20 protein-coding genes and 1 pseudogene are annotated in these 22,401 nt (G+C 65.9%); 16 read left to right on the top strand and 5 right to left on the bottom strand.

What is annotated here, in order from left to right; translation table 11 throughout:
- The first annotated feature begins 85 nt into the window (after positions 1 to 85).
- From AYJ54_RS35670 to AYJ54_RS35680, 3 genes are all read left to right on the top strand, one after another.
- Entirely contained in the window at positions 86 to 754 is a 669-nt protein-coding gene (locus tag AYJ54_RS35670; protein WP_063706593.1) for a response regulator, read from the top strand.
- Positions 751 to 2,127 carry a sensor histidine kinase gene (locus tag AYJ54_RS35675; protein WP_063706595.1) on the top strand — a complete coding sequence of 459 codons (1,377 nt, stop codon included), beginning with the start codon at positions 751 to 753 and terminating at the stop codon, positions 2,125 to 2,127. Before AYJ54_RS35670 ends, AYJ54_RS35675 begins: the two co-directional genes overlap by 4 nt.
- A gap of 99 nt (positions 2,128 to 2,226) precedes the next feature.
- A complete protein-coding gene (locus AYJ54_RS35680; protein WP_063706597.1) occupies positions 2,227 to 2,886 on the top strand; it encodes a class I SAM-dependent methyltransferase in 660 nt (219 codons plus the stop codon).
- Here the strand turns inward: AYJ54_RS35680 and pyrG are convergent.
- The 3 genes from pyrG to tpiA form a co-directional block, all read right to left on the bottom strand.
- Positions 2,853 to 4,484, bottom strand: a complete 1,632-nt coding sequence (gene pyrG / locus AYJ54_RS35685; RefSeq protein ID WP_063706599.1) for a CTP synthase — start codon at positions 4,482 to 4,484, stop codon at positions 2,853 to 2,855. The genes AYJ54_RS35680 and pyrG overlap by 34 nt on opposite strands.
- Positions 4,485 to 4,650: 166 nt before the next feature.
- Positions 4,651 to 5,034 (bottom strand): preprotein translocase subunit SecG, encoded by a 384-nt coding sequence (secG, locus tag AYJ54_RS35690; protein ID WP_063706601.1) that lies wholly within the window; start codon positions 5,032 to 5,034, stop codon positions 4,651 to 4,653.
- 139 nt (positions 5,035 to 5,173) lie between these two features.
- Positions 5,174 to 5,929: a triose-phosphate isomerase gene (tpiA, locus tag AYJ54_RS35695; RefSeq protein ID WP_063706603.1), complete on the bottom strand. Its 756-nt coding sequence runs from the start codon at positions 5,927 to 5,929 to the stop codon at positions 5,174 to 5,176.
- A 212-nt stretch (positions 5,930 to 6,141) separates the two neighbouring features.
- On the opposite strand from tpiA, the gene AYJ54_RS35700 reads away from it, so the two are divergent.
- Genes AYJ54_RS35700 through moaC form a run of 4 tightly spaced genes read left to right on the top strand, consistent with a single transcriptional unit; the run spans position 6,142 to position 10,419 of the window.
- Positions 6,142 to 8,040 carry a SurA N-terminal domain-containing protein gene (locus AYJ54_RS35700; RefSeq protein WP_063706605.1) on the top strand — a complete coding sequence of 633 codons (1,899 nt, stop codon included), beginning with the start codon at positions 6,142 to 6,144 and terminating at the stop codon, positions 8,038 to 8,040.
- A gap of 17 nt (positions 8,041 to 8,057) precedes the next feature.
- Entirely contained in the window at positions 8,058 to 9,071 is a 1,014-nt protein-coding gene (gene trpD, locus AYJ54_RS35705) for an anthranilate phosphoribosyltransferase (protein WP_063706608.1), read from the top strand.
- 6 nt (positions 9,072 to 9,077) lie between these two features.
- Positions 9,078 to 9,902, top strand: a complete 825-nt coding sequence (gene trpC / locus AYJ54_RS35710) for an indole-3-glycerol phosphate synthase TrpC (protein ID WP_063706610.1) — start codon at positions 9,078 to 9,080, stop codon at positions 9,900 to 9,902.
- Between the two features lies 1 nt (position 9,903).
- Positions 9,904 to 10,419, top strand: a complete 516-nt coding sequence (gene moaC, locus AYJ54_RS35715) for a cyclic pyranopterin monophosphate synthase MoaC (protein ID WP_063706612.1) — start codon at positions 9,904 to 9,906, stop codon at positions 10,417 to 10,419.
- A gap of 16 nt (positions 10,420 to 10,435) precedes the next feature.
- Here moaC and AYJ54_RS35720 read toward each other — a convergent pair whose 3' ends face one another.
- Entirely contained in the window at positions 10,436 to 11,029 is a 594-nt protein-coding gene (locus AYJ54_RS35720) for a CGNR zinc finger domain-containing protein (protein ID WP_063706613.1), read from the bottom strand.
- Positions 11,030 to 11,168: 139 nt separating this feature from the next.
- Between AYJ54_RS35720 and AYJ54_RS35725 the strand changes: the two genes are divergently transcribed.
- The 5 genes and pseudogenes from AYJ54_RS35725 (at position 11,169) to AYJ54_RS35745 (ending at position 17,903) form a co-directional block, all read left to right on the top strand.
- Positions 11,169 to 12,584 carry an amidase gene (locus tag AYJ54_RS35725; RefSeq protein ID WP_063706615.1) on the top strand — a complete coding sequence of 472 codons (1,416 nt, stop codon included), beginning with the start codon at positions 11,169 to 11,171 and terminating at the stop codon, positions 12,582 to 12,584.
- Positions 12,581 to 13,840: an MFS transporter gene (locus AYJ54_RS35730; RefSeq protein ID WP_063706617.1), complete on the top strand. Its 1,260-nt coding sequence runs from the start codon at positions 12,581 to 12,583 to the stop codon at positions 13,838 to 13,840. The genes AYJ54_RS35725 and AYJ54_RS35730 overlap by 4 nt, the downstream gene beginning before the upstream one ends.
- A 280-nt stretch (positions 13,841 to 14,120) precedes the next feature.
- Positions 14,121 to 16,838, top strand: a complete 2,718-nt coding sequence (locus AYJ54_RS35735; protein WP_063706688.1) for a bifunctional diguanylate cyclase/phosphodiesterase — start codon at positions 14,121 to 14,123, stop codon at positions 16,836 to 16,838.
- A 317-nt stretch (positions 16,839 to 17,155) separates the two neighbouring features.
- A pseudogene (locus AYJ54_RS54155) lies at positions 17,156 to 17,296 on the top strand (SDR family NAD(P)-dependent oxidoreductase); the annotation flags it as partial.
- A 61-nt stretch (positions 17,297 to 17,357) separates the two neighbouring features.
- Positions 17,358 to 17,903, top strand: a complete 546-nt coding sequence (locus AYJ54_RS35745) for an SDR family oxidoreductase (RefSeq protein WP_430641456.1) — start codon at positions 17,358 to 17,360, stop codon at positions 17,901 to 17,903.
- 71 nt (positions 17,904 to 17,974) lie between these two features.
- Here AYJ54_RS35745 and AYJ54_RS35750 read toward each other — a convergent pair whose 3' ends face one another.
- On the bottom strand, positions 17,975 to 19,312 hold the full coding sequence (locus AYJ54_RS35750) for a S41 family peptidase (protein ID WP_063706691.1): 1,338 nt from the start codon (positions 19,310 to 19,312) through the stop codon (positions 17,975 to 17,977).
- Between the two features lie 295 nt (positions 19,313 to 19,607).
- Here AYJ54_RS35750 and AYJ54_RS35755 point away from each other — a divergent pair, with 295 nt between their 5' ends.
- The 4 genes from AYJ54_RS35755 to AYJ54_RS53035 all read left to right on the top strand — a co-directional run.
- Positions 19,608 to 20,741 (top strand): alpha-hydroxy acid oxidase, encoded by a 1,134-nt coding sequence (locus AYJ54_RS35755; RefSeq protein WP_063706621.1) that lies wholly within the window; start codon positions 19,608 to 19,610, stop codon positions 20,739 to 20,741.
- Positions 20,742 to 20,755: 14 nt separating this feature from the next.
- Positions 20,756 to 21,379, top strand: a complete 624-nt coding sequence (locus tag AYJ54_RS35760; protein ID WP_063706623.1) for an HAD family hydrolase — start codon at positions 20,756 to 20,758, stop codon at positions 21,377 to 21,379.
- A gap of 138 nt (positions 21,380 to 21,517) precedes the next feature.
- Positions 21,518 to 21,727 (top strand): hypothetical protein, encoded by a 210-nt coding sequence (locus AYJ54_RS35765; protein WP_063706625.1) that lies wholly within the window; start codon positions 21,518 to 21,520, stop codon positions 21,725 to 21,727.
- A gap of 228 nt (positions 21,728 to 21,955) precedes the next feature.
- The coding region (locus AYJ54_RS53035; protein WP_488226336.1) for a MoeA family protein at positions 21,956 to 22,401 on the top strand (446 nt) is incomplete at its 3' end.

Below are 22,401 nucleotides of genomic sequence, written 5' to 3' on the forward strand. Positions count from 1 at the left end.
GCCATTCAGTCACACCCGCTTCCCGCAATGCTGCCGCAATGATACGGCCGCTAGAACGGTTCGAATGAGATTGAGGTGCCGGATCATGCGGATTTTGCTCGTCGAGGATGAGGCCGAGATGGCCGGCGCACTGGCCTCGGCGCTGACGCGCTATGACATGGTGGTGGACCACGTGCCGACGCTGGCCGAAGCGGAAGAGGCCATTTCCGCCGACGTCCATGCTGCCGTCCTGCTCGACCGCCAGCTCCCCGACGGTGACGGCCTTGCCCTGATCCCGAGGGCGCGCGCCGACGGCGTGCCGATCATCGTCCTGACGGCACGCGGCGAGCTCGCCGACCGCGTCGCCGGGCTCGACAGCGGCGCGGACGACTATCTGGCAAAGCCCTTCGCTGTCGAGGAATTGCTGGCGCGCCTGCGCGCCGTGTTGCGGCGGCCTGCCGGCCTCACGCCCGACGTCATCCGCGCCGGCCGACTCGCCTTCGATGTCGGCCACCGCGAGGCCAGCATCGACGGTTGCCCGTTCGAGCTGCCGCGCCGCGAGCTCCTGGTGCTCGAAGCGCTGATCCGCCGCATGGGCCGCACGGTCCTGCGCTCGGCGCTGGAAGAAGCCGTCTACAATTTCGACGACGAGATCCAGTCCAACGCGCTGGATACCCATGTGTCGCGGCTGCGCCGCAAGCTTGCCGAGGCCGATGCGGGCGTCGAGATCCACGGCATCCGCGGCGTCGGCTATCTCCTGAAGAAGCTGCCGTGAGCGAGCAGTCCGATCCATATTGCCTGCGCTCGCGGCTGAGCTGGCGACTGCTCTCGCTCCAGGCCGTGCTGCTCGTCGCGCTGGTTGCCGTCGTCATCCTGGCGCTGTGCGCGTCCGGCTTCGTGCTCGCCGAGCGCGACGAAGATCGCGTGATCGACGTGGTGCAGCATGCGCTCGCGCGTGATGCGCAAGGCGGCCTGATGCTGCGGCCAACGGCGGAGCTGAAGCAGTTGCGCGCGGAGACGCCCGACCTCTGGTTCCTGGTCCGGGACAGGCAGGGACATTCGATCAGCGAGGGCGCAGTGCCGGCTGAATTCGCCGCAATCGGCGGCGCGCTCGACCAGATCAGCCAGGCGCGGCTGGGCTGGCAGCTTTTCGAGGACGATCCGCGCAAACCTCCGGCACGGCTGAAGCGCGTCGACACCGACGCCGGCAATGTGCAGGTCATCACGGCAACGCAAGGCAGGCTCACCGGCGCCAAGGCCGTTTTCACGACCTCGCTCATGTTCCTCGGCATCGCCCTGCCCGGCCTGCTGCTGATGGGGACAGCGACGTTCATCGCAACGCCGATGATCGTGCGGCGCGCCTTCAGAGGGCTGGACACGACGGCGGACCAGGCGCGCCGCATCGACATCCATCAGCGCGGCGCACGACTGTCGGTGGACCACATCCCGTTGGAGGTCGTGCCGCTCGTGACCGCGGTCAATGACGCGCTGGCGCGGCTCGACGAGGGCTATGCCCGCCACAAGCGCTTCGTCGCCGACGCCGCGCATGAGCTGCGCACGCCGATCGCGATCCTCAACACGCGGCTGGAGTCGCTTCCGCCGGGACCAGACAAGACCCGCCTGATCGAGGATGCCGCACGACTGGCCACGCTCGCCGAGCAGCTGCTGGACATCCAGCGGCTCGACCGCTGCGGGCATCCTTTCGCGCGCGTCGATCTCGTCGCGGTCGCACAAGGCGTCGCCGCCGAGCTTGCGCCGCTGGCGATCGCTGCGGGCTACGAACTGGCGCTCGACGCCCCTACATCACCGATCGAAACGCTCGGCGACGTCGCGGCGCTCGAGCGCGCGCTGACCAACCTCGTGCAGAATGCGATCCAGCACGGCCCTCGCCGCGGCACGATCGGCATCCGCGTCGGCAAGCCCGCATGCATCGAAGTCACCGACGAGGGCGCAGGCATTCCGCCCGATCAACGCGAGATGATCTTCGAGCCGTTCTATCGGCTCACCCCGCTCGATCGCGGCGCCGGCCTTGGCCTCAACATGGTGCGCGAGATCGTGCTCCTGCATCGCGGCCATGTCTCGGTGCTGGACGGAGCGAACGGCGGCGCCTGCTTCCGGATCACGCTGCCGCCACTCAGAGACAGCTGATTCAATTCCGCACGCAATGCTGTCGCAATGCACTCCCGCGACATTGCAGGTCGCCTCACCGCTGATTTGCGAGGCGTGAATCAAAATGCCGGAGTGCGCATGCCCAACGATTTCCTCTCGTTCTTCCTCGCCTGGATGTCGGCCCCGCGTCGGGTCGGCGCGATCGCGCCCTCGAGCGCGGCGCTCGCCGATCTCATCACCCGCGAGATCACCGCGTCGACCGGTCCGATCCTCGAGCTCGGTCCCGGCACCGGCGCGTTCACCTACAAGCTCTTGAAGCGCGGCGTGCGCCAGGAAGACCTCACGCTCGTCGAATACGGTTCCGACTTCATGAAGCTCTTGCAAATGCGCTTTCCCGGCGCGCGTGTGCTGTGGATGGATGCGGCGCGGCTCACAGCGCACCGTCTCTATGACGGCGCGCCGGTCGGCGCGGTCGTCAGCGGACTGCCTCTGCTCAACATGTCGACGCGCAAGGTCGTCTCGATCGTCAGTGGCGCGTTCAGCTACATCCGCCCCGGCGGCGCCTTCTATCAGTTCACCTATGGGATGAGCTGCCCGGTGCCGCGCCCCGTGCTCGACCGGCTGGGGCTGCGCGCCAAGCTGGTGGATCGCGCGATGCTGAACGTGCCGCCCGCCGCGGTCTACCGGCTGACGCGGCGGCCGCAGATGAAGCTCATCACCGGATCGCTCGCGCCGGACGCTTCAACGCCGGTCGTGCCGGATCGTCAGACCAGCCGCGACTGCACCACCGCCGCCTGAACGAACGACGCAAACAGCGGATGCGGCTCGAAGGGGCGCGACTTCAGCTCGGGATGGAACTGAACGCCGATGAACCAGGGGTGGTCCTCGTACTCGACGATCTCCGGCAGCACGCCGTCGGGCGAGAGGCCGGAGAATTTCAGGCCGTGCTGTTCGAGGCGGTCCTTGTAGGCGGTGTTCACCTCGTAGCGGTGGCGGTGGCGCTCGGAAATCTCGGTCGCGCCCCCATAGACCTGCGAGACGCGGCTGCCGCGCTTGAGCGCCGCGGGATAGGCGCCAAGCCGCATCGTGCCGCCGAGGTCGCCCGCCTGCGAGCGCTTCTCGAGCTCGTTGCCGCGCAGCCATTCCGTCATCAGGCCGACCAGCGGCTCCTTGGTCGGGCCGAATTCGGTGGAATTGGCATCCTCGATGCCGACGAGGTTCCGCGCGGCCTCGATCACCGCCATCTGCATGCCGAAGCAGATGCCGAAATACGGCACATCGCGCTCGCGTGCGAACTGCGCCGCCTTGATCTTGCCCTCTGCGCCGCGTTGACCAAAACCGCCGGGCACCAAAATGCCGTTGACGTGCTCGAGGAACGGCGCGGGATCTTCCTTCTCGAAGATCTCGCTCTCGATCCAGTCGAGATTGACTTTCACCTTGTTGGCGATGCCGCCATGCGAGAGGGCCTCGATCAGCGACTTATACGCATCCTTCATGCCGGTGTATTTGCCGACGATGGCGATGGTGACGTTGCCCTCGGGGTTACGGATGCGCTCGTTGATCTGCTGCCAGCTCTGCAGCACCGGCGGAATCCGCGAGCCGATGCCGAAGGCGGCGAGCACTTCGTCGTCGAGACCGGCGGCATGATAGGCCTCGGGCACCGCATAGATGTTGTCGACGTCGCGCGCCTCGATCACGGCGCTTTCGCGCACGTTGCAGAACAGCCCAAGCTTGCGCCGCTCCTCCTTCGGGATCTCGCGGTCGGTGCGGCAAAGCAGGATGTCCGGCTGGATGCCGATCGAGCGCAGCTCCTTCACCGAGTGCTGCGTCGGCTTGGTCTTCAACTCGCCGGCGCTCGGAATGTAGGGGAGCAGCGTCAGGTGGATGTAGACGGCGTGATCGCGCGGCAGCTCGTTCTTGAGCTGGCGGATTGCCTCGAAGAACGGCAGGCCTTCGATGTCGCCGACGGTGCCGCCGATCTCGACCAGCACGAAATCGTAATCGTCATTGCCGTCGAGGACGAACTCCTTGATGGCGTTGGTGACGTGCGGCACGACCTGGATCGTCGCGCCGAGGTAATCACCACGCCGCTCCTTGGAGATGATGTCCTGGTAGATGCGCCCGGTGGTGATGTTGTCGGCTTTTGTCGCCGGCCGACCGGTGAAGCGCTCGTAGTGACCGAGATCGAGATCGGTCTCCGCGCCGTCATCGGTCACGAACACTTCGCCGTGCTGATAGGGCGACATCGTTCCGGGATCGAGGTTGAGATAGGGGTCGAGCTTGCGGAGGCGGACCTTGTAGCCCCGGGCTTGCAGCAGGGCACCGAGTGCCGCTGATGCCAGACCCTTGCCGAGCGAAGAAACCACGCCGCCGGTGATGAATATGTACCGCGCCATGGGACTTAACCTTTAATCCCCCGAATTCGATTCGCCAAAGCGATTCGTCTTCCGCCCCAAAGATTCTGCGGGCCTGTGGGTGAGCCAAAACTAAGAGTGGTGACAGTGCCTTGATGGGGATTGTTGATGCAGGACGGTAGCCGTCGCCCTGCATGGCCCCCCTGCTTTATTGCGAGCGCGGCACCTGCGGACCGGCTGGTGCCTGGTTCTGCTGCTGCTCGTCAGCCTTCTTCAGCGAATCCAGGATACCGCCCGAGGTCGGCGGTGCGACCGGCGCCCCGCCGGCCGGCTGAGTCTGCGCCGGCTGGCCGATGATCGACGAGGGCTTGCGGTCGTAGCCGGCATACCAGGACAGGAACAGGCTGGTGATGAAGAAGCCGACGGCCAGGATCGCGGTCGTCCGCGTCAGCAGGTTCGCGGTGCCACGGCTCGACATGAAGCCCGCGCCTCCCCCCATGCCGAGGCCGCCGCCTTCCGACTTCTGGAGCAGGACGGCACCGATCATCACGGCGACGATCATGAGGTGGATGACGATGACAACAGTCTGCATAGTATCCTTCCGTCACAAGCCGACAGCGCCGAGACGGCGGCTCATCGCGCTTCGCGGGTTTTCCTGAAGTTGCGCGGTGTTACACGATCGAGAGGGGCATTGCCACCCCCGATCGGCCCAGATCGCGCTTGGCCTTTAGCTAGGGGCAGCCCTTGGCAATCGCAAGGAAATCGGCCGCCTTCAGGCTCGCGCCGCCGACCAGCGCACCGTTGACGTTTTTTACCACCATCAGCTCGGCCGCATTCGACGGCTTGACCGAGCCGCCATAGAGGATGCGCATCCTGGCGCCCTCCGCCTTGAAACGGGAGGTCAGGAGTTCCCGGATAAAGCCATGAATCTGCTCGACATCCTTGGCGGTGGGGGTCAGACCTGTGCCGATCGCCCAGACCGGCTCATAGGCCACGACCAGATTGGCGGCGGTCGACCCATCCGGCAGCGAGCCGTTGAGCTGCCCGCGCAGGATGTCCAGGGTCTGGCCGGCGTCGCGCTGGGCTTGGGTTTCGCCGATGCAGACGATCGCGATCACCTTGGCACGCCAGGCTGCCTCCGCCTTCTGTTTCACAAGGAGGTCGCCCTCGCCATGGTCGGCGCGGCGCTCGGAATGGCCGACGATGATGGCGGTCGCCCCCGCATCGACGAGCATTTCGGCGGCGATGTCGCCGGTATGGGCGCCGGAGGCCTTGGGATGGCAATCCTGAGCCCCCAAGGCCACCGCCTTTCCGCGGGCTTTCTCCGCAAAAGCCGCAACCAGGGTCGCCGGCGGACAGACCAGCAGATCCGCCTTCGCGGTCACCTCTGCCGCGCCGTTGAGCATGGCGTCGAATTCGGCAATCGAGGCCTTCAGGCCATTCATTTTCCAGTTGCCGGCAATCAGAGGTCGGATGGCGTCGGTCATGTCATTTTCCAGCGAAATCGGGGTTTGCCATGCGCTAGCAGAGCGGGCGCCTCAGTTCCAGAGACCACGGTCCGTTAACACAGCTTAAGGCGCGGCAGGTTGCGGGGGAAAAGCCGCCACTTTATGATGCCATATCAATTCGGTGATGCGCTTTTGCGGATTTTGCTTTAAGGCGCGCTCCCGTTCCCTTCCTGCCAAACAAGTTGGACCCAATGCTTCGAGGAATGCGCAAGGCCTCATCAAACTGGCTCGGCAAGACCATTATGGCCGCGGTGATGGGCGTGTTGATCATCAGTTTTGGCATTTGGGGCATCGCCGACATCTTCCGCGGCTTCGGTCAGTCCACGTTGGCCAAGGTGGGAAGCACCGAGATTTCGCTGAACGAATTCCGTCAGATATACACCGACCGCCTGCAGCAGATCGGCCGCCAGTTCGGCCGCCCGCTGACCCCTGACCAGGCCCGCGCCTTCGGGCTCGACCGCCAGGTGCTGCAGCAGACGATCGCGGAAGCCGCCCTCGACGAAGAGGCGCGCCGGCTCGGGCTCGGCCAGTCCGACGAACAGATCCGCCAGCTCATCATGAACGACCCGAACTTCAAGGGCGTCGGCGGCAACTTCGACCCGAACCGCTTCCAGGCCGTGATCCGCAATTTCGGCTACACCGAGCAGCGCTATGTCGCCGAGCAACGCAAGGTGTCGCTGCGCCGGCAGCTCACCGGCACGATCGGAGCCGGCCTCGAGCCGCCGAAAGCCCTGATCGATGCACTCACCCGCTTCCAGAACGAGCAGCGCGCGATCGAATTCGTCAGGCTCGATGCCGCGCAGGCCGGCACAATCGATCCGCCCTCGCCCGAGGCGCTCGCCGCCTATTTCGAGGACCACAAGGTCCAGTTTCGTGCGCCCGAATACCGCAAGATTGCCTTTGTCGTGATCTCGCCAGAGGAGATCGGCAAGTGGACCGAGGTCTTCGACGAGGACGCAAAGAAGCTGTTCGAGCAACGCAAGGACCGGCTCGGCACGCCGGAGAAGCGCCAGATTCACCAGGTCGTGTTCCCGAACGCGACCGAGGCGCAGGCCGCGCGTGAGCGTCTCGCCGGCGGGCTGCCCTTCGAGGACCTCGCCAAGGAGCGCGGACTGAGCGCCGCCGACGTCGATCTCGGCCTCGTCACCAAGTCGGCGCTCGATCCTGCGGTCGGGGACGCCGCCTTCGCGCTTCCGGTGGGCGAGATCAGCCCGCCGATCCAGGGCCGTCTCGGCACCGCGATCGTCAAGGTCGACAAGATCGAGCCGGGCGTTGAGGCGAACTACGCCAGCGTCGCGGCCGACCTAAAGCGCGAGATCGCGACCGAACGCGCGCGCGTCAAGGTCGCGGACCTGCGCGACAAGATGGAGGATGAGCGCGGCGGCGGCTCCAGTGTGACGGATGCGGCGAAGAAGCTCGGGCTCACCGCTGTGACCATCGACGCCGTCGACCGCTCCGGCCGCGCGCCGGACGGCCAGCCTGTCGCCAACATTCCGCAGGGCCTCGACGTGGTGTCGCAGGCCTTCAACAGCGACGTCGGCGTCGACAATGACCCGGTCTCGTTCCGCGGCGGTTACGTCTGGTACGACGTGCTCGCCGTCACCCCCTCGCGCGACCGCAATCTCGACGAGGTCCGCGACCAGGTTGAGGCGCGCTGGCGTCAGGACCAGATCGCGACCAAGCTGAAGGCCAAGGCGACCGAGATGGTGCAGAAGCTCGAACAGGGCGGCAAGCTCGCCGACGAAGCCGCCGCGATCGGCGCCAAGGTCGAGACCACGACCGGCTTCAAGCGCGACGACTCGCCGGCCGGCGTGCCCTCGAACGTGGTCGCCGCCGCCTTCCGCACCGCCAAGGATGGCGTTGCACAGACGCCTGTGAGCGGGGGCAGCGACGTGATCGTCTTCCGCGTGACCGACATCGTCGATCCCGCGGTCGACTTCGCCTCCGACGCGGTGAAGAAGCTGAAGGACAGCCTCGACCGCGCGCTGACGGAGGAGCAGGTCGCCTCCTACGTCAACAAGCTTGAAACCAACATCGGAACCAGCATCAATCAGGCCGCCTTCGCGCAGGTGACGGGCGCGAACCAGTAATGAATTGAAAGCACGCGATGGACGACCTGAAATCGATCATTGGAAAAGTGGCGACCGGCGCCAGCCTGTCGCGTGACGAAGCGGCTTCCGCCTTCGATGCCATGATGTCCGGCGAGGCCACGCCCTCGCAGATGGGCGGCCTTCTGATGGCGCTGCGCGTACGCGGTGAGACCGTGGACGAGATCACCGGCGCGGTCTCGGCGATGCGCTCCAAGATGCTCAAGGTCACGGCGCCAACGGACGCCGTCGACATCGTCGGCACCGGCGGCGACGGCTCGGGCTCGGTCAACGTCTCGACCTGCGCCTCCTTCATCGTCTCGGGCGCCGGCGTACCGGTGGCCAAGCACGGCAATCGCGCGCTGTCGTCGCGCTCGGGCGCGGCCGACGTGCTCGCCTCGCTCGGGGTCAAGATCGATCTCAGGCCCGACGAGGTCGGGCGCTGCGTGAGCGAATGCGGCATCGGCTTCATGTTCGCACCTGCCCACCATCCTGCCATGAAGAACGTCGGCCCGACCCGGGTCGAGCTTGCGACGCGCACGATCTTCAACCTGCTCGGACCGCTCTCCAACCCGGCCGGCGTGAAGCGGCAGATGGTCGGCGTGTTCTCGCGGCAATGGGTGCAGCCGCTGGCGCAGGTGCTGAGAAATCTCGGCTCCGAATCCGTCTGGGTCGTGCACGGCTCCGATGGCCTCGACGAGATCACCCTCACCGGCCCGACCTTCGTCTCGGCGCTCGAGAACGGCGAGATCAGGAATTTCGAGGTGACGCCGGAGGACGCGGGCCTGCCGCGCTGTGCGGCCGGTGCGCTCAAGGGCGGCGATGCCGACGCCAATGCGACCGCACTGCAAAGCGTGCTCGACGGCAAGCCGAGCCCCTATCGCGACGTCGCGCTGATGAACGCGGCGGCCGCGCTGGTCGTCGCCGGGCGCGCCAAGGACCTCAAGGAAGGCGTCGCAATCGGCGCGAAGTCACTCGACAGCGGCGCGGCGAACGCACGGCTGAAGCATCTGATCGCGGTCTCGAACGGCTGAGCCCACATGTCGGACATCCTGACCAAGATCGAGGCGTACAAGCGCGAGGATATCGCCGCGGCCAAGCGCGCGCAGCCGCTGTCCGCGGTCGAGGCGAAGGCCAAGGCGCAAGGAGCGCCCCGCGGCTTCGTGCGCGCGATCAAAACCAGGCACGCCAACGGTGATTACGCGCTGATCGCAGAGGTCAAGAAAGCATCGCCCTCAAAGGGATTGATCCGCGCCGATTTCGATCCGCCGCTGCTCGCCAGGGCCTATGAGGCGGGTGGCGCTGCGTGCCTGTCGGTGCTGACGGATGCGCCCTCGTTTCAGGGCCATCTCGACTTCATGGTGGCCGCGCGCGCGGCGACCTCGCTGCCGGTGCTGCGCAAGGACTTCATGTTCGACACCTATCAGGTGGCCGAAGCCCGTGCGCATGGCGCGGACTGCATCCTCATCATCATGGCCGCGCTCGACGATGCGACCGCAAAGGATCTCGAAGACGCCGCCCTCGCCTATGGCATGGATGTGCTGATCGAGATCCACGACCGCGCCGAGCTCGACCGGGCGCTAAAACTTCGCTCGCCCATGATCGGCGTCAACAACCGTAACCTGCGGACATTCGAGACGACGCTTGCGACCAGCGAGGCGCTGGCGCCACTGATCCCGCAGGAACGGCTGATGGTCGGCGAGAGCGGCATCTTCACGCCGGCCGACCTTGTGCGGCTCGAACGCGTCGGCATGTCGACCTTCCTGGTCGGCGAAAGCCTGATGCGGCAGGCCGACGTGACCGCGGCTACACGCACGCTGCTCGCGCGTGGCAACGATGCGGCGCGCACAACGGGCACGCGCTGAGATGGCGCGCAAGCTCGCCAGGCCGGTAACGAAGGTCGCGTCCACGTCTGCCCTCACCCATATCGGCGCCTCCGGCGAGGCGCGGATGGTCGACGTTTCGGAGAAGCCGGCGACCGAGCGAACCGCGGTCGCAGAAGGCCGCGTCATCATGAGCAAGGGAACGCTGGAGCTGATCCGCTCCGGCAACGCCAAGAAGGGCGACGTGCTCGGCACCGCGCGTATCGCCGGCATCATGGCGGCGAAGCGCACCTCGGAGCTGATCCCGCTCTGCCACCCGCTGGCGCTGTCGAAGGTCACGGTCGACATCGAGCCCGATGCGATGCTGCCGGGTTGCCTCGTACGCGCAACCGTGAAGGTGACGGGTCCCACCGGCGTCGAGATGGAGGCGCTCACCGCGGTGTCGGTTGCCTGCCTCACCATCTACGACATGATCAAGGCGGTGGAGCGCGGCGTGCGCATCGAGGGCATCCATCTCGTCGAGAAGATGGGCGGCAAGTCCGGCCACTACCGCGCCTGAGCGCGCACGTCCCGATCTATTTCGCCTCGCGCTGCCGCTCGCGATAGGCACGCGTCTTCATCCGGTTGCCGCACAGCGTCGACATGCACCATCGCCGCGTCGCCGGTTTCGACCGGTCGAAAAACACCCGGCGGCATTCCTCCGACGCGCACATTTTCAGCCGGTCCAGCGTTCCCACAAGCGCAGCGTCGTGAAGCTCGATCGCGACCGCTGACAGGCCGGCGAGTGCATCCTCGCGCGCTGCCGACAACGTTGCGCCGCGGCCCGCACGGACTTCCACCCGCAACGGGAAGGGCGCGAGCGCGCGATCGAGCGCGCCGAGGACGTCTCGGTTCCGGCGTCGCTCGGCCGGGTCGCATTGCAGATAGGCGCGTAGCGCCTCGCGCAGCCGCAGCGCAGTTTCGAACATCGCGGGGGTGACACGTCCGCCGTCGCCGCCAAGGCCGCGTTCCACCATCCAGTCCGCAAGTTCCTTCGGCCCGGCGAGTTCGTCGCTCTGCGGGTGCTCCACGCCGAAATGCGTGAAGTGGCGAAGATCAAGCGTGTTGGCGAAATCGTAGACGTTCGCCAGCGCGTCGGGAACCTTGAACTTGCGTGACTCTCTCGACATCGGAACACCCAGAGATTTGAACACCGGTAAAACATATTTACTGGTTTACGGCAAGAGACACCCGTATATTATTTATACTGGTGTCTATCCCTCTTCGGGATCGGTGTCATTGCGATAGCGAAAATGGAGAACGCGAGCCGTGGCCGACGCCCTGCACTATCTCGAACTCACCGAGCTCGCTGCACGCCTCAAGGCGCGCGAAATCTCCGCGCTGGACGTGACGCGCGCGCAACTCGACCGTATCGACGCGCTGGACCGTGAACTCGGCAGCTACGTTCACGTCATGGCGGAATCGGCCATCGCCGAGGCGAAAACCGCGGATGCCGAAATCGCTCATGGCCGGTATCGGGGCCCGCTGCATGGCGTGCCGGTTGCGCTGAAGGATCTGTTCTGGACCAAGGGCATTCCGACGGCGGCGGGCACCACGGTTCATCGCGATTTTCGTCCCGGTGAAGACGCAACCGTCGTGCGCCGGCTCAAGGACGCAGGCGCCGTGGTGCTCGGCAAGGTGCAGCTCACCGAGGGCGCCTATTCCGATCACCATCCGTTGGTGACGCCGCCGAAGAATCCGTGGAATGCGGGTTACTGGCCGGGCATTTCATCCAGCGGCTCGGCGGTCGCGACAGCCGCCGGACTTTGCTACGGCTCGCTCGGCTCCGACACCGGCGGCTCGATCCGTTGGCCGTCCGCCGCCAACGGCCTGACCGGGCTGAAGCCAAGCTGGGGCCGCGTCAGCCGCCACGGCACGTTCGAGCTGGCGGCGACGCTCGACCATATCGGACCAATCGGCCGCAGCGCGGCCGATGCCGGCGCGATGCTCGGCGTCATCGCCGGACAGGACCCGAACGATCCGACGTCGCTGCTCAATCCGGTGCCCGACTATCTGGCCGCGGCCGCACAGGACGTGCGGGGCTTGCGGATCGGGGTCGACACCGCCTGGAACAGCGACGACGTGGATGCCGCGACACAGCGCGTGTTGGCGGACGCCATTGATGCATTCCGTGCGCTTGGCGCTGACATCGTCGATGTCAGATTTCCCGACGTGATGCAGACGATCGCCGACTGGACCCCGAATTGTGCGGTGGAAGCTGCGGTTGCGCACGAGGCGACCTATCCTGCCCGCAAGGAAGAGTACGGTCCGATCCTCGCCTCGGTGATCGAGGCCGGCCGCGCGCTCTCCGCTCTCGATTATCAGAAGATCCTGCTGCGGCGGCTGGCGATGCGCGGCCGGGTGGCCGCGCTGTTCGAGTCCATCGACCTGCTGCTGATCCCGGTGCACCCGTTTCCGCCCTTGACGCTCGCCATGATCCGGACGCTCGGCGAGCAGCCGAACCTGATCGCGAAGCTGCAGCGCTACACCTGCCCGTTCGACATGACAGGTCATCCCACGATCACGCTGCCGGGTGGTGCGTCGGCGGACGGACTGCCGATCGCGTTCCAGCTCGTCGCCGCTCATCTCGACGAGGCCCAGCTCGTGCGCGCTGGTGCTGCGTTCCAGCGCACCACGTCCTGGCATCGTCGCCATCCTTCCCTCACCTCGCGGAGGCAACATTGACCATTCAATCCACCACGCTGGCTCCTCGCAGCATTTTCCACGGCTGGTTCGTCGTCGCGGCGGCATTCGCCGTCATGTTCGTCGGCTTCGGTTCCGCCTACACGTTCAGCGTCTTTCTGGAGCCGCTCCAGCACGATTTCGGCGCTTCGCGCGGATCGATCTCGCTGGTGTTTTCGATCGCGGGATTTCTCTACTTTGCGCTCGGTCTCGTCAGCGGTCCGCTCGCCGACCGGCTCGGCTCACGTCCGCTTGCCGTCACCGGCATGATCCTGGTCGCGGTCGGCCTTGCGGCCGCGAGCGCAGCACGCTCGCTTGTCGAGGTCTATCTCGCCTATGGGCTCGGCGTCGGCCTCGGGGTCGGCTGCGCCTATGTTCCCGCGATCGGTGCGGTGCAACGCTGGTTCGTGAGGCGCCGCGGCTTTGCCTCCGGGCTCGCCGTCAGCGGCATCGGGCTCGGCACGCTGGCCATGCCGCCGCTCGCCGCACTGTTGATCGCATCCGTGGGCTGGCGCGGCGCCTATCTGGCGCTGGGCGTGATCGCGCTTGTGATAGGCGGCGGGCTGTCGCTGCTGATCGAGAACGATCCGAAGGATCGCCGCCTCGGCCCCGACGGCGATCCGCCTCGCGAAGCTGCGAGCTCGACCAACAACGGCGGCGCCTCGATGCGCGAGGCCGTCCGTTCGTCGCGCTTTGGCGGCCTCTATGTGTCGTGTCTCGTCTGTTCCTTTGGCGCCTTCATCCCGTTCGTCCACCTCGTGCCGTACGCGCGCGACCATGGCGTTGCGGCGTCGTCCGCCGTGCTGCTGCTCGGGATGATCGGGGCCGGCAGCACCGCGGGCCGCTTCTTCCTCGGCGCGCTTGCCGACCGCATGGGCCGCGACCGCTCGCTGATCATGGTGCTCATCGGGATGGCGCTCGCCATGGTGATCTGGGCCATTGCGGCTGATGTCTGGACCCTCACCGCTTTCGCCTTCGTCTACGGCGTATTCTACGGCGGCTGGGTCGCGGTGCTGCCCTCTGTGGTCATGGACTATTTTGGCGGACGCAACGTCAGCGGAATCATCGGCATTCTCTACACCAGCGTCGCGTTCGGCACGCTGGTTGGCCCGAGCGCCGCTGGCTTCGCCTACGACGTCAACCACAGCTATGCGCTGCCGATCCTGATCAGCGCCGCCGCGAACATCGTCGCGGCGCTGATCGTGGTGGCGATACTGGCGCGCAGTGGAACGCCTGCGATCAAGTCAGCGAAGAGCTGACCCGAATTTGGTGTTGAGCTGGCGGCAAGCATCGCCAGACGCTTAGATGGTTAAGCGCCGGTTGATGGCCGACCCGCCGGCAGGAATTGTCCGCCAAGGCGATGAACTTCGGCAATTCCTGCCCGCTTTTGGGCGTCGCGCATCGCTCGCGTTTGCGCGGACCGATTCACTCTGCGTTAACCGCGCTTCCTAACCCCGCCTCCATATCGTTCCCGTAAACCAACGGGTGTTTCCGGGCTCAAGAACTGATCCTGGCGTGTGCACGGCAGCGATCGAGACCATGACGAGATACGGCAGTCGCCTCCTCGACCAGGCATTCGTCCGCAGCGGACCGATCCGCTGGCTGGTGGTGGGCGGCGCACTCCTGATCGCGGCGATCGCCGTCGGTGCGACGCTGATGGCGCAGAACTACCGCGAACGCGCGCTGCGCAACAGCGGTCGCGAGCTGGAGAACACCGTTCTGCTGCTCGCCCACCATTTCGATCAGCAGTTGCAGGATTTCGCGGTCATCCAGAAGGATTTCATCGACCACGTGCGCGCGACCGGAATCGCGAACGCGGAGGACTATCGCAAGCGTTTGTCCGGCCAGGACATCCACCGGATGCTGCGCTCGAAGATCGAGGCGCTGCCCTATATGGGTGGCGTCAACGTCATCGACGCCGACGGCAATCTGATCAATTCATCGACGGCGTGGCCGGCCCCGAAGGTCAACGTCGCCGATCGTTCCTATTTCCGGACCTTCAGGTACGATCCCTACGCGCCGGACGTGCTGATCGAGCCGGTGCACAGCCGTATTTCCGGCGCCTGGACGATCCTGATCCTACGCAGGATCGTGGGACCGAACGGCGAGTTCATGGGAATCATCGGGCGCGGCATCGAGCCCGCCAACTTCGAGAAATTCTTCGAGTCCGTGGTGCTCGGCGAAGGCGCGACGATCTCGATGCTGCATCGCGACGGCACGCTGCTCGCCCGTTATCCCCACGCAAGCGACCTGATGGGACGGAATTTCAAGGCCGGCCCGTTCGAGCAGCAGAGGATCTTCGGGCTTGATCACTTCGCCGGACGCTTCGTCAGTCCGGTCGACGGCGAGGACCGGCTGATCTCCGCGCGCGCCCTGCCCCACTTCCCGATCCTGATGATGGCGACCACCACGCGCGCTGCGGCATTGGCCGACTGGCGCGAGCAGATCGGCATCCTGATCTCGATCGCTGGCGCCTCGGCGCTCGCCATCGCAGGCGTCCTGATCGCGATCGTGCGCAAGCTCTTGGAGCAGCATCGCCTCTCGCGCGAGCGGCTGATGCTGGAGAAGCAGCGCCTCGACCGGGCCGTAAACAACATGACCCAGGGCCTCTTGCTGTTCGACGCCTCGCAGCAGCTCGTGGTCTGCAACCAGCGCTACATCGAGATGTACGGTTTGTCGGCCGAGGTCGTGAGGCCTGGCTGCAGTTTCCACGACATCATCGCGCACCGCAGGGCCACGGGCTCCTTCGCCGGCGATGTGGACCAATACGTCGCGCGCGTGCTGCGCGGCATCCATGTGCGCAACTCCATGGTCGTCGACACCTCCGACGGCCGCTCGATCCACATCCTCAACGAGCCGCTGGGGGATGGCGGCTGGGTGGCGACGCATGAGGACATCACCGAGCGGCGGCGCATCGAGGAACGCATCACCCACCTTGCCCATTACGATGCGCTGACCGATCTGCCCAACCGCACCATGTTCCATGAGCATCTGCGCGAGGCCCTGGGTGCCATCGTCGACGGCGAAGAGCTCGCGGTGCATTACATCGACATCGACGAGTTCAAGGGCGTCAACGACGCGCTTGGCCATCTCGTCGGCGACGAGCTCTTGAAATCGGTCGCGGCAAGCCTTGACCGCTGTGCAGGACCGACCGATTTCGTGGCGCGCCTCGGCGGCGATGAGTTCGCCATCGTGCAGGGCGCGGTGACCTCGGTGGACCAGGTCAACGATCTCGTCGCGCGGGTCCTCGCCGCCATCCGCGCGCCCTTCGACTGCATGGGCCACCATCTCACCACCGACGCCAGCATCGGCATCGCGCTGGCGCCGCGGCATGGCACGGCGCTGGACCAAATCCTGAAGAACGCGGACATGGCGATGTATGCCGCCAAAGCCGCGGGCCGGCGCACCTACCGCTTCTTCGAGCCGGAGATGGACGCGCGCGTGCGCGAGCGGCGGCAGCTCGAGATTGACCTCCGCCACGCCATCGCCCATGGCGGCCTCGAAGTCTATTACCAGCCCTGCCTCAGCCTGAAGGATGACCGCATCACCGGCTGCGAAGCGCTGGTGCGCTGGCGCCATCCCGAACGCGGCATGGTCTCACCGGCCGAGTTCATCCCGATCGCCGAGGACACCGGACTCATCAACGAGATCGGCGAATGGGTGCTGGCGACCGCCTGCCGCGACGCCGCGAGCTGGCCCGACGACATCCGCCTCGCGGTCAACGTCTCGCCCGTGCAGTTCAAGAGCGGCACGCTGGCGCTGAATATCATGGCGGCGCTCGCCGCATCCAACCTGCCGGCGAGCCGGCTCGAGCTAGAGATCACCGAGGCCGTGCTGATCCGCGACGACGAGACCGCTCTTGCAATCCTGCACCAGCTCCGCGCCATCGGCGTGCGCATCGCGCTCGACGATTTCGGCACCGGCTACTCGTCGCTGAGCTACCTGCACCGCTTCCCGTTCGACAAGATCAAGATCGACCGCTGCTTCGTCAACGACATCGCCGGTCCCGACGGCTCCTCCAGCATCGTACAGGCCGTGGTCCACCTCGCCAGCGCCCGCCGCATGACCACCACGGCCGAGGGCGTCGAGACCGAGGAGCAGCAGCGCCTGCTGCGCACGCTCGGGTGTTCCGAGATGCAGGGCTATCTGTTCAGCGCGGCGAAGCCCGCGGACAATATCCTGGAGCTGTTCGCACTGCATCGCAGCCGGCTCGCCCGGCGCGGCGGCCACGAGGGCCGCCGCCGCGAGGCGAGCTAGGTCGGTCTTGACGATAGCGACCCGATCAAGCTATTCCCACGCCCGCAGCTGCCGTGCCGACACGGCGCTGCCGTAGGCGTTACCGTCATCCAACGCGTCCTTTGTCGAGAGGATCCCAGCAGGGAGATCTCGATTCACGAGACGCCACGGTATGCCATCAGCCTCCTGCCCTGCGACTGCACACCCGTTCGAGACGTCTGTTCCGGCGAGGCTCGCCCGCGCCGGAATGCTCGCCGTCTTCTCGGAATCGTTCGCCGCTGGGACTCTCACGGTTGCCGTGGCCTCCAACCCAAATCCAGAGAGGCAGAACCATGAAGATGACAGGCAACACGATCCTCATCACCGGGGGCACCAGCGGCATCGGCCGCGCGCTCGCTGAGGCTTTCCACGAGCGCGGCAATCGCGTCATCATCGCAGGGCGGCGGAAGGCTCTGCTCGATCAGATCACGGCTGGCCGACCCGGCATGGTCGGGGTGCCGCTCGACCTCGATGATCCCGCAGCGCTGTCACGCTTCGCGATTGACGTTCGCGCGCTTCCCCGAACTCAACGTGCTGATCGCCAATGCAGGCATCTCGCGGACGGAGGACATGACCGCAGACGGCTGGGATGCCTCCGACGCGGAAGCGATCGTGGAAACGAACATCTTGGGCGTGCTGCGCGTGACGGCGGCGCTGCTGCCGGTCCTGAAAGGACAACCGAACGCGACGATCATCGCGACCAGCTCGAACCTCGCCTTCGTGCCCCGCGCCGACTTCCCGACCTACTGCGCCAGCAAGGCGTTCTTGCACTCCTGGCTCCAATCGCTGCGGTATCAGCTCCGCAAGATCCCTGTCGAGGTACTGGAGCTCGCACCGCCTTACGTGCAGACCGAGCTCACGGGCGCGCAGCAGGCGAGCGACGCGCGCGCCATGCCGCTCGATGCGTATACCGCGGAGGTGATGCAATTGCTGGAGCTAAACGTTCATCCTCGCGGCGAAGTTCTGGTTGAACGCGACCGCGCCCGGCGATGGGCCGAGCGGGACGGCCGCTACGACGCCACCTATGTTGCCATGAACCCGAGCTGAAACCGCGGAGACGGCTCCGCCGAGACTACCGCCCGAGGGTCCACTCTCGGGCGGTGTTTCCGGTCGGAGGGTTAGTTCGGCACCGCCGTCTTCGGCGCGGGCTTTGCGGCCGCGGCATTCACGGTGACGCCGTGCAGGAAGTCGAAGGCCGCGTGAAGGGCCTTGTCGTCCTTTTCTTCCGGCGGGACGTAGGACTGCGATCCCGTCTGCTCGGTGCCGTCGGCAGCCGAGAGATGGCCACGCATCGAGGCTTCGCCCATGGTGTCGACGCGGCCCTTCAGCTCGGCCGGCACCTCCTGGAGGATCTCGATGTCGGGGGCGATGCCCTGCGCCTGGATCGAGCGGCCCGACGGCGTGTAGTAGCGCGCCGTGGTCAGCGCCAGCGCGCCGTTGCCGGCGCCGAGCGGGATGATCGTCTGCACCGAGCCCTTGCCGAACGACCGCGTGCCGATCAGCGTCGCGCGCTTGTGGTCATGCAGCGCGCCGGCCACGATCTCGGAGGCCGAGGCCGAGCCACCATTGATCAGGACGATCAGCGGCTTGCCCTTGGTGAGGTCGCCGCCATGCGCCGTGAAGCGCTGGGTCTCTTCCGGATTGCGGCCGCGGGTCGAGACGACCTCGCCGCGCTGAAGGAACGCGCTCGACACCGACACCGCCTGGTCGAGCAATCCGCCCGGATTGTTGCGCAGGTCCATCACATAGCCGGCGAGTTTCTCCGGCGGGATCTCCTTTGAGATCGACGCGATCGCCTTCTTCAGACCATCGGTGGTCTGCTCGTTGAACGAGGTGACGCGGATATAGCCGATATCGCCGTTCTCAACGTGGAACCGCACCGGGCGCACGTGGATGATCTCGCGGGTGATCGAGATGTCGAGCGGCATGTCGGCGCCCTTGCGCACGATGGTGAGCTTGGTCTTGGTGTCGACCGGACCCTTCATCTTGTTGACGGCCTGTTCGAGCGTCATGCCCTGCACCGCCTCGCCGTCGATCTTGCTGATGAGGTCGCCGGACAGGATGCCGGCCTTGGATGCCGGCGTGTCGTCGATCGGAGAGACGACCTTGACCAGGCCCTCCTCCATGGTGACCTCGATGCCGAGCCCGCCGAACTCGCCGGAGGTGGTCTCCTGCATCTCGGTCCAGGCCTTGTCGTTCATGTAGCGCGAATGCGGATCGAGCGAGGTGACCATCCCCGTGATCGCGCCCTCGACCAGCTTGGCGTTGTCGGGCTTCTCGACATAGCTCGCCTTCACGCGCTCGAACACTTCGCCGAACAGGTTGAGCTGGGAATAGGCATCATCCGCGGTCGCCGCCGCCCTCGCCGCCCAATGTCCGCCCTGCGGACCAGTCATCATGAGGGTGAGACACGCTCCGGTGAGCGCGCCGAGGGGAAACAGCAGGGTTTTCCGCATGGATTGGCTGGCCTTTTCGCTTGGGGCTTGGGAGGTGCCATGCAAATGGCGATCCAGCCCGCTTCTCACAATACCATTCTGGTTTCTTCAAGGCCGGCCTGTCACGCCGGCGGGCACATCGCAAAATCCTGTTCGTGCCGGCCTAAATTTTTGGCAACGTTCCGACACCGTTTCGCGCCAGGCGGGAATCGGTCGGCCGGTCCACGCTTCGCAGCTATGCGATTTTAGGATGGTTTTGGAGAGCCGGACGGGATAGGCGATGACAATAAGGCTTCAAATTCTCGGGAGGATAACAATGAACGAAGCGCCCCGCATCCGGTCGCACCGGAACGTCGAACTCGGCGCCAGCGACGAGCCGTTCCAGAACCTGCACGAATTCATCCGGAAGGCGCGCTCCAACCTCAACCAGAACGCCTGGGACTATATCGTGGGCGCGGCCGAGACCGAGACCACGATGCGCCGCAACCGCATGGCGCTGGACGAGATCGCCTTCCGCCCGCGCGTGCTGCGCGACGTTCGCAGCGTCGACGGTTCCGTCGAGCAGTTCGGCCGCAAGATGCGGCTGCCGGTGGTGCTGGCGCCGGTCGGGGCGCTCGAGATCTTCGATCCCAAGGGCGCCGCCAGCGTGGCGCGCGGCGCCGGCGCCTTCGGGGCGGCCCACATGCTGAGCTCGGTGTCCGACCCGGGCCTGGAGAAGACCGCCGAGGCCGCCCCCGATGCGCTGCGCTTCTTCCAGCTCTACGTCCGCGGCGATGACGCGTTCGTCGCGGATGTCGTCAGCCGGGCCGAGAAGAACACCTATGCCGCCTTCTGCCTGACGGTCGACACCGCCCATTACAGCCGTCGTGAACGTGACATCGCCAAACGTTACGTTCGCGAGAGCCGCCTGCGCGCCACCGGCGGCGACTTCCAGAAGGGTCTGGAGTGGCGGACCGTGAAGATGATCAAGGACAAGTTCAAGATTCCGCTGATCCTCAAGGGCATCGCGACCGCCGAGGACGCCCAGATCGCAATCGATCACGGCGTCGAGTGGATCTACGTTTCCAACCATGGCGGCCGCCAGCTCGATCACGGCCGCGGCGCCATGCACGTGCTGCCTGAGATCGTCGACGCCGTGAAGGGGCGCGCCAAGATCATGGTCGACGGCGGCTTCTGCCGCGGCACCGACATCGTCAAGGCGATCGCGGCGGGCGCCGACATGGTCGGCATCGGCCGGCTGCAATGCTGGGCGCTGGCGGCGGCCGGTGAAGCCGGCGTGACGCGGATGCTGGAGCTATTGGAGGACGAGGTGCTGCGCTGCCTCGGCCTGCTGGGCGCCACCTCGTTCGCCGAGGTCGACAAGTCCTGCCTGCATCCGGCGACCGCCACCAACGCGCCGAGCGTATTCAGCGCATTCCCGTTGCTAGATATCGAGCCGTATCGATACTGACCTGAAAGGACGCAATGACATCCCTCTCTCCCGGCAGCGCGGATGCGCTTCTGTTCGATCTCGGGCGCGTAGTGCTCGACATCGATTTCTCCAAGGCGATCGCCTGCTGGGCGGGACATGCCGGCTGCGAGCCGGAGGCCATCGTCGCACGCTATGTGCGTGACGAGGCCTACCGGCTGCACGAGGTCGGCAAGATCAGTGACGAAGACTATTTCGCCTCGCTCCGCGCTTCGCTCGGGATCGCCATTTCGGATGCGCAGTTCCTGGAAGGCTGGAACGCGATCTTCACGGGCGAGATGCCTGACATCGCGGAGCTGTTGCCGCGGGCGGCGAGGCACATGCCGCTCTATGCCTTCTCCAACACCAACCGGCCGCACGTGGACTATTTCTCGAAGGAATATGCCGACCTGCTCGGCCATTTCCGCGAGCTGTACCTGTCGTCCAGCATCGGCCTGCGCAAGCCGGATGCGGCGGCCTTCGACCATGTCGTGGCGGCGATCGGCGTGCCGGCCAAGCGTATCGTGTTCTTCGATGATCTCGCCGAGAATGTCGAAGGCGCGCGTGCACGCGGACTGACGGCGGTGCATGTGACCTCGCCCGCCGACGTCGGGAATGCCCTCAAGGCACTGGGAATCTGAGCCGGCAAATTCCCGCGACGTTTCCTGACGCGGGGGCGGAACCAAATCTTTCTGTGCATTTGTGAACGGAGTTCCGGGAACGGAATGCCGGTTCCGGACTCTTGAGTCCGTTGGGACTTCTACATCGGACCTATCGTCGTGTTGGGCAAAACCTACCTCACCAAGCAAGCCTCTCTCCTGCTTGAATTCGCCAGAAACACCTCGGACGCGGATCTCTCGGCCAAGCTGATCAGCAAGGCCGCCGATCTGAAATCCCAGGCCGACCCGCTGCCCGACAAGGATCAGAGTCCCAGGGCGCCTGACGTGACACAAGACGTCAGTCCGGACGGCGAATCGGGCGCAGCCTGATGTTGGCCATGGCACCGGTGGCATTCGTTCTTGCGATCGCTACGCTGGTGCCAATCTGCCTTGTCGCCCAGATCATGTCGCGCCGGACCTGAGCTCACGATCCCACCGACGTACAGAGGGCGGCAGGATTGTTCGTCCTGGGCCGCCGGCTTTTGCTTCGACGCGCGCACTCGGCTAGAACCCTTGCCGCCGAAATGGTTCGAACGTGCCAAGCAGGAGTTTTCGCCCGTGGCTTTGATGCCGGTTTCTGACGCGCTTGCCGCGGTGCTGGCCGGCGTGGAGCCGCTACCGGAAGAGATGGTCGTGCTCGACGAGGCCTTTCAGCGCGTGCTTGCCCGCGACGTCGCGGCGCTGCGCACGCAGCCGCCGCAGGCCATGTCGGCGATGGACGGCTATGCGGTGCGCGCGAGCGATGTGGCGAAGGTCGGCGCGCAGCTCACCGTGATCGGCGAGGTCGCGGCAGGACGGCCGTTCGCAGGAATAGTGGGCCCCGGCGAAGCGGTGCGCATCTTCACCGGTGGCGTCGTTCCCGATGGCGCGGATGCCGTCGTGATCCAGGAGGACACGGTCGCGGCAGGCAAGCGCGTCACGGTCAAGGAAGCCGCCATCACTGGACGGCACATCCGCTCCGCAGGCGTCGATTTTCGCGAGGGCGACGTGCTGCTGCGGAAGGG

This window comes from Bradyrhizobium centrolobii, from assembly GCF_001641635.1.
GTDB lineage: Bacteria > Pseudomonadota > Alphaproteobacteria > Rhizobiales > Xanthobacteraceae > Bradyrhizobium > Bradyrhizobium centrolobii.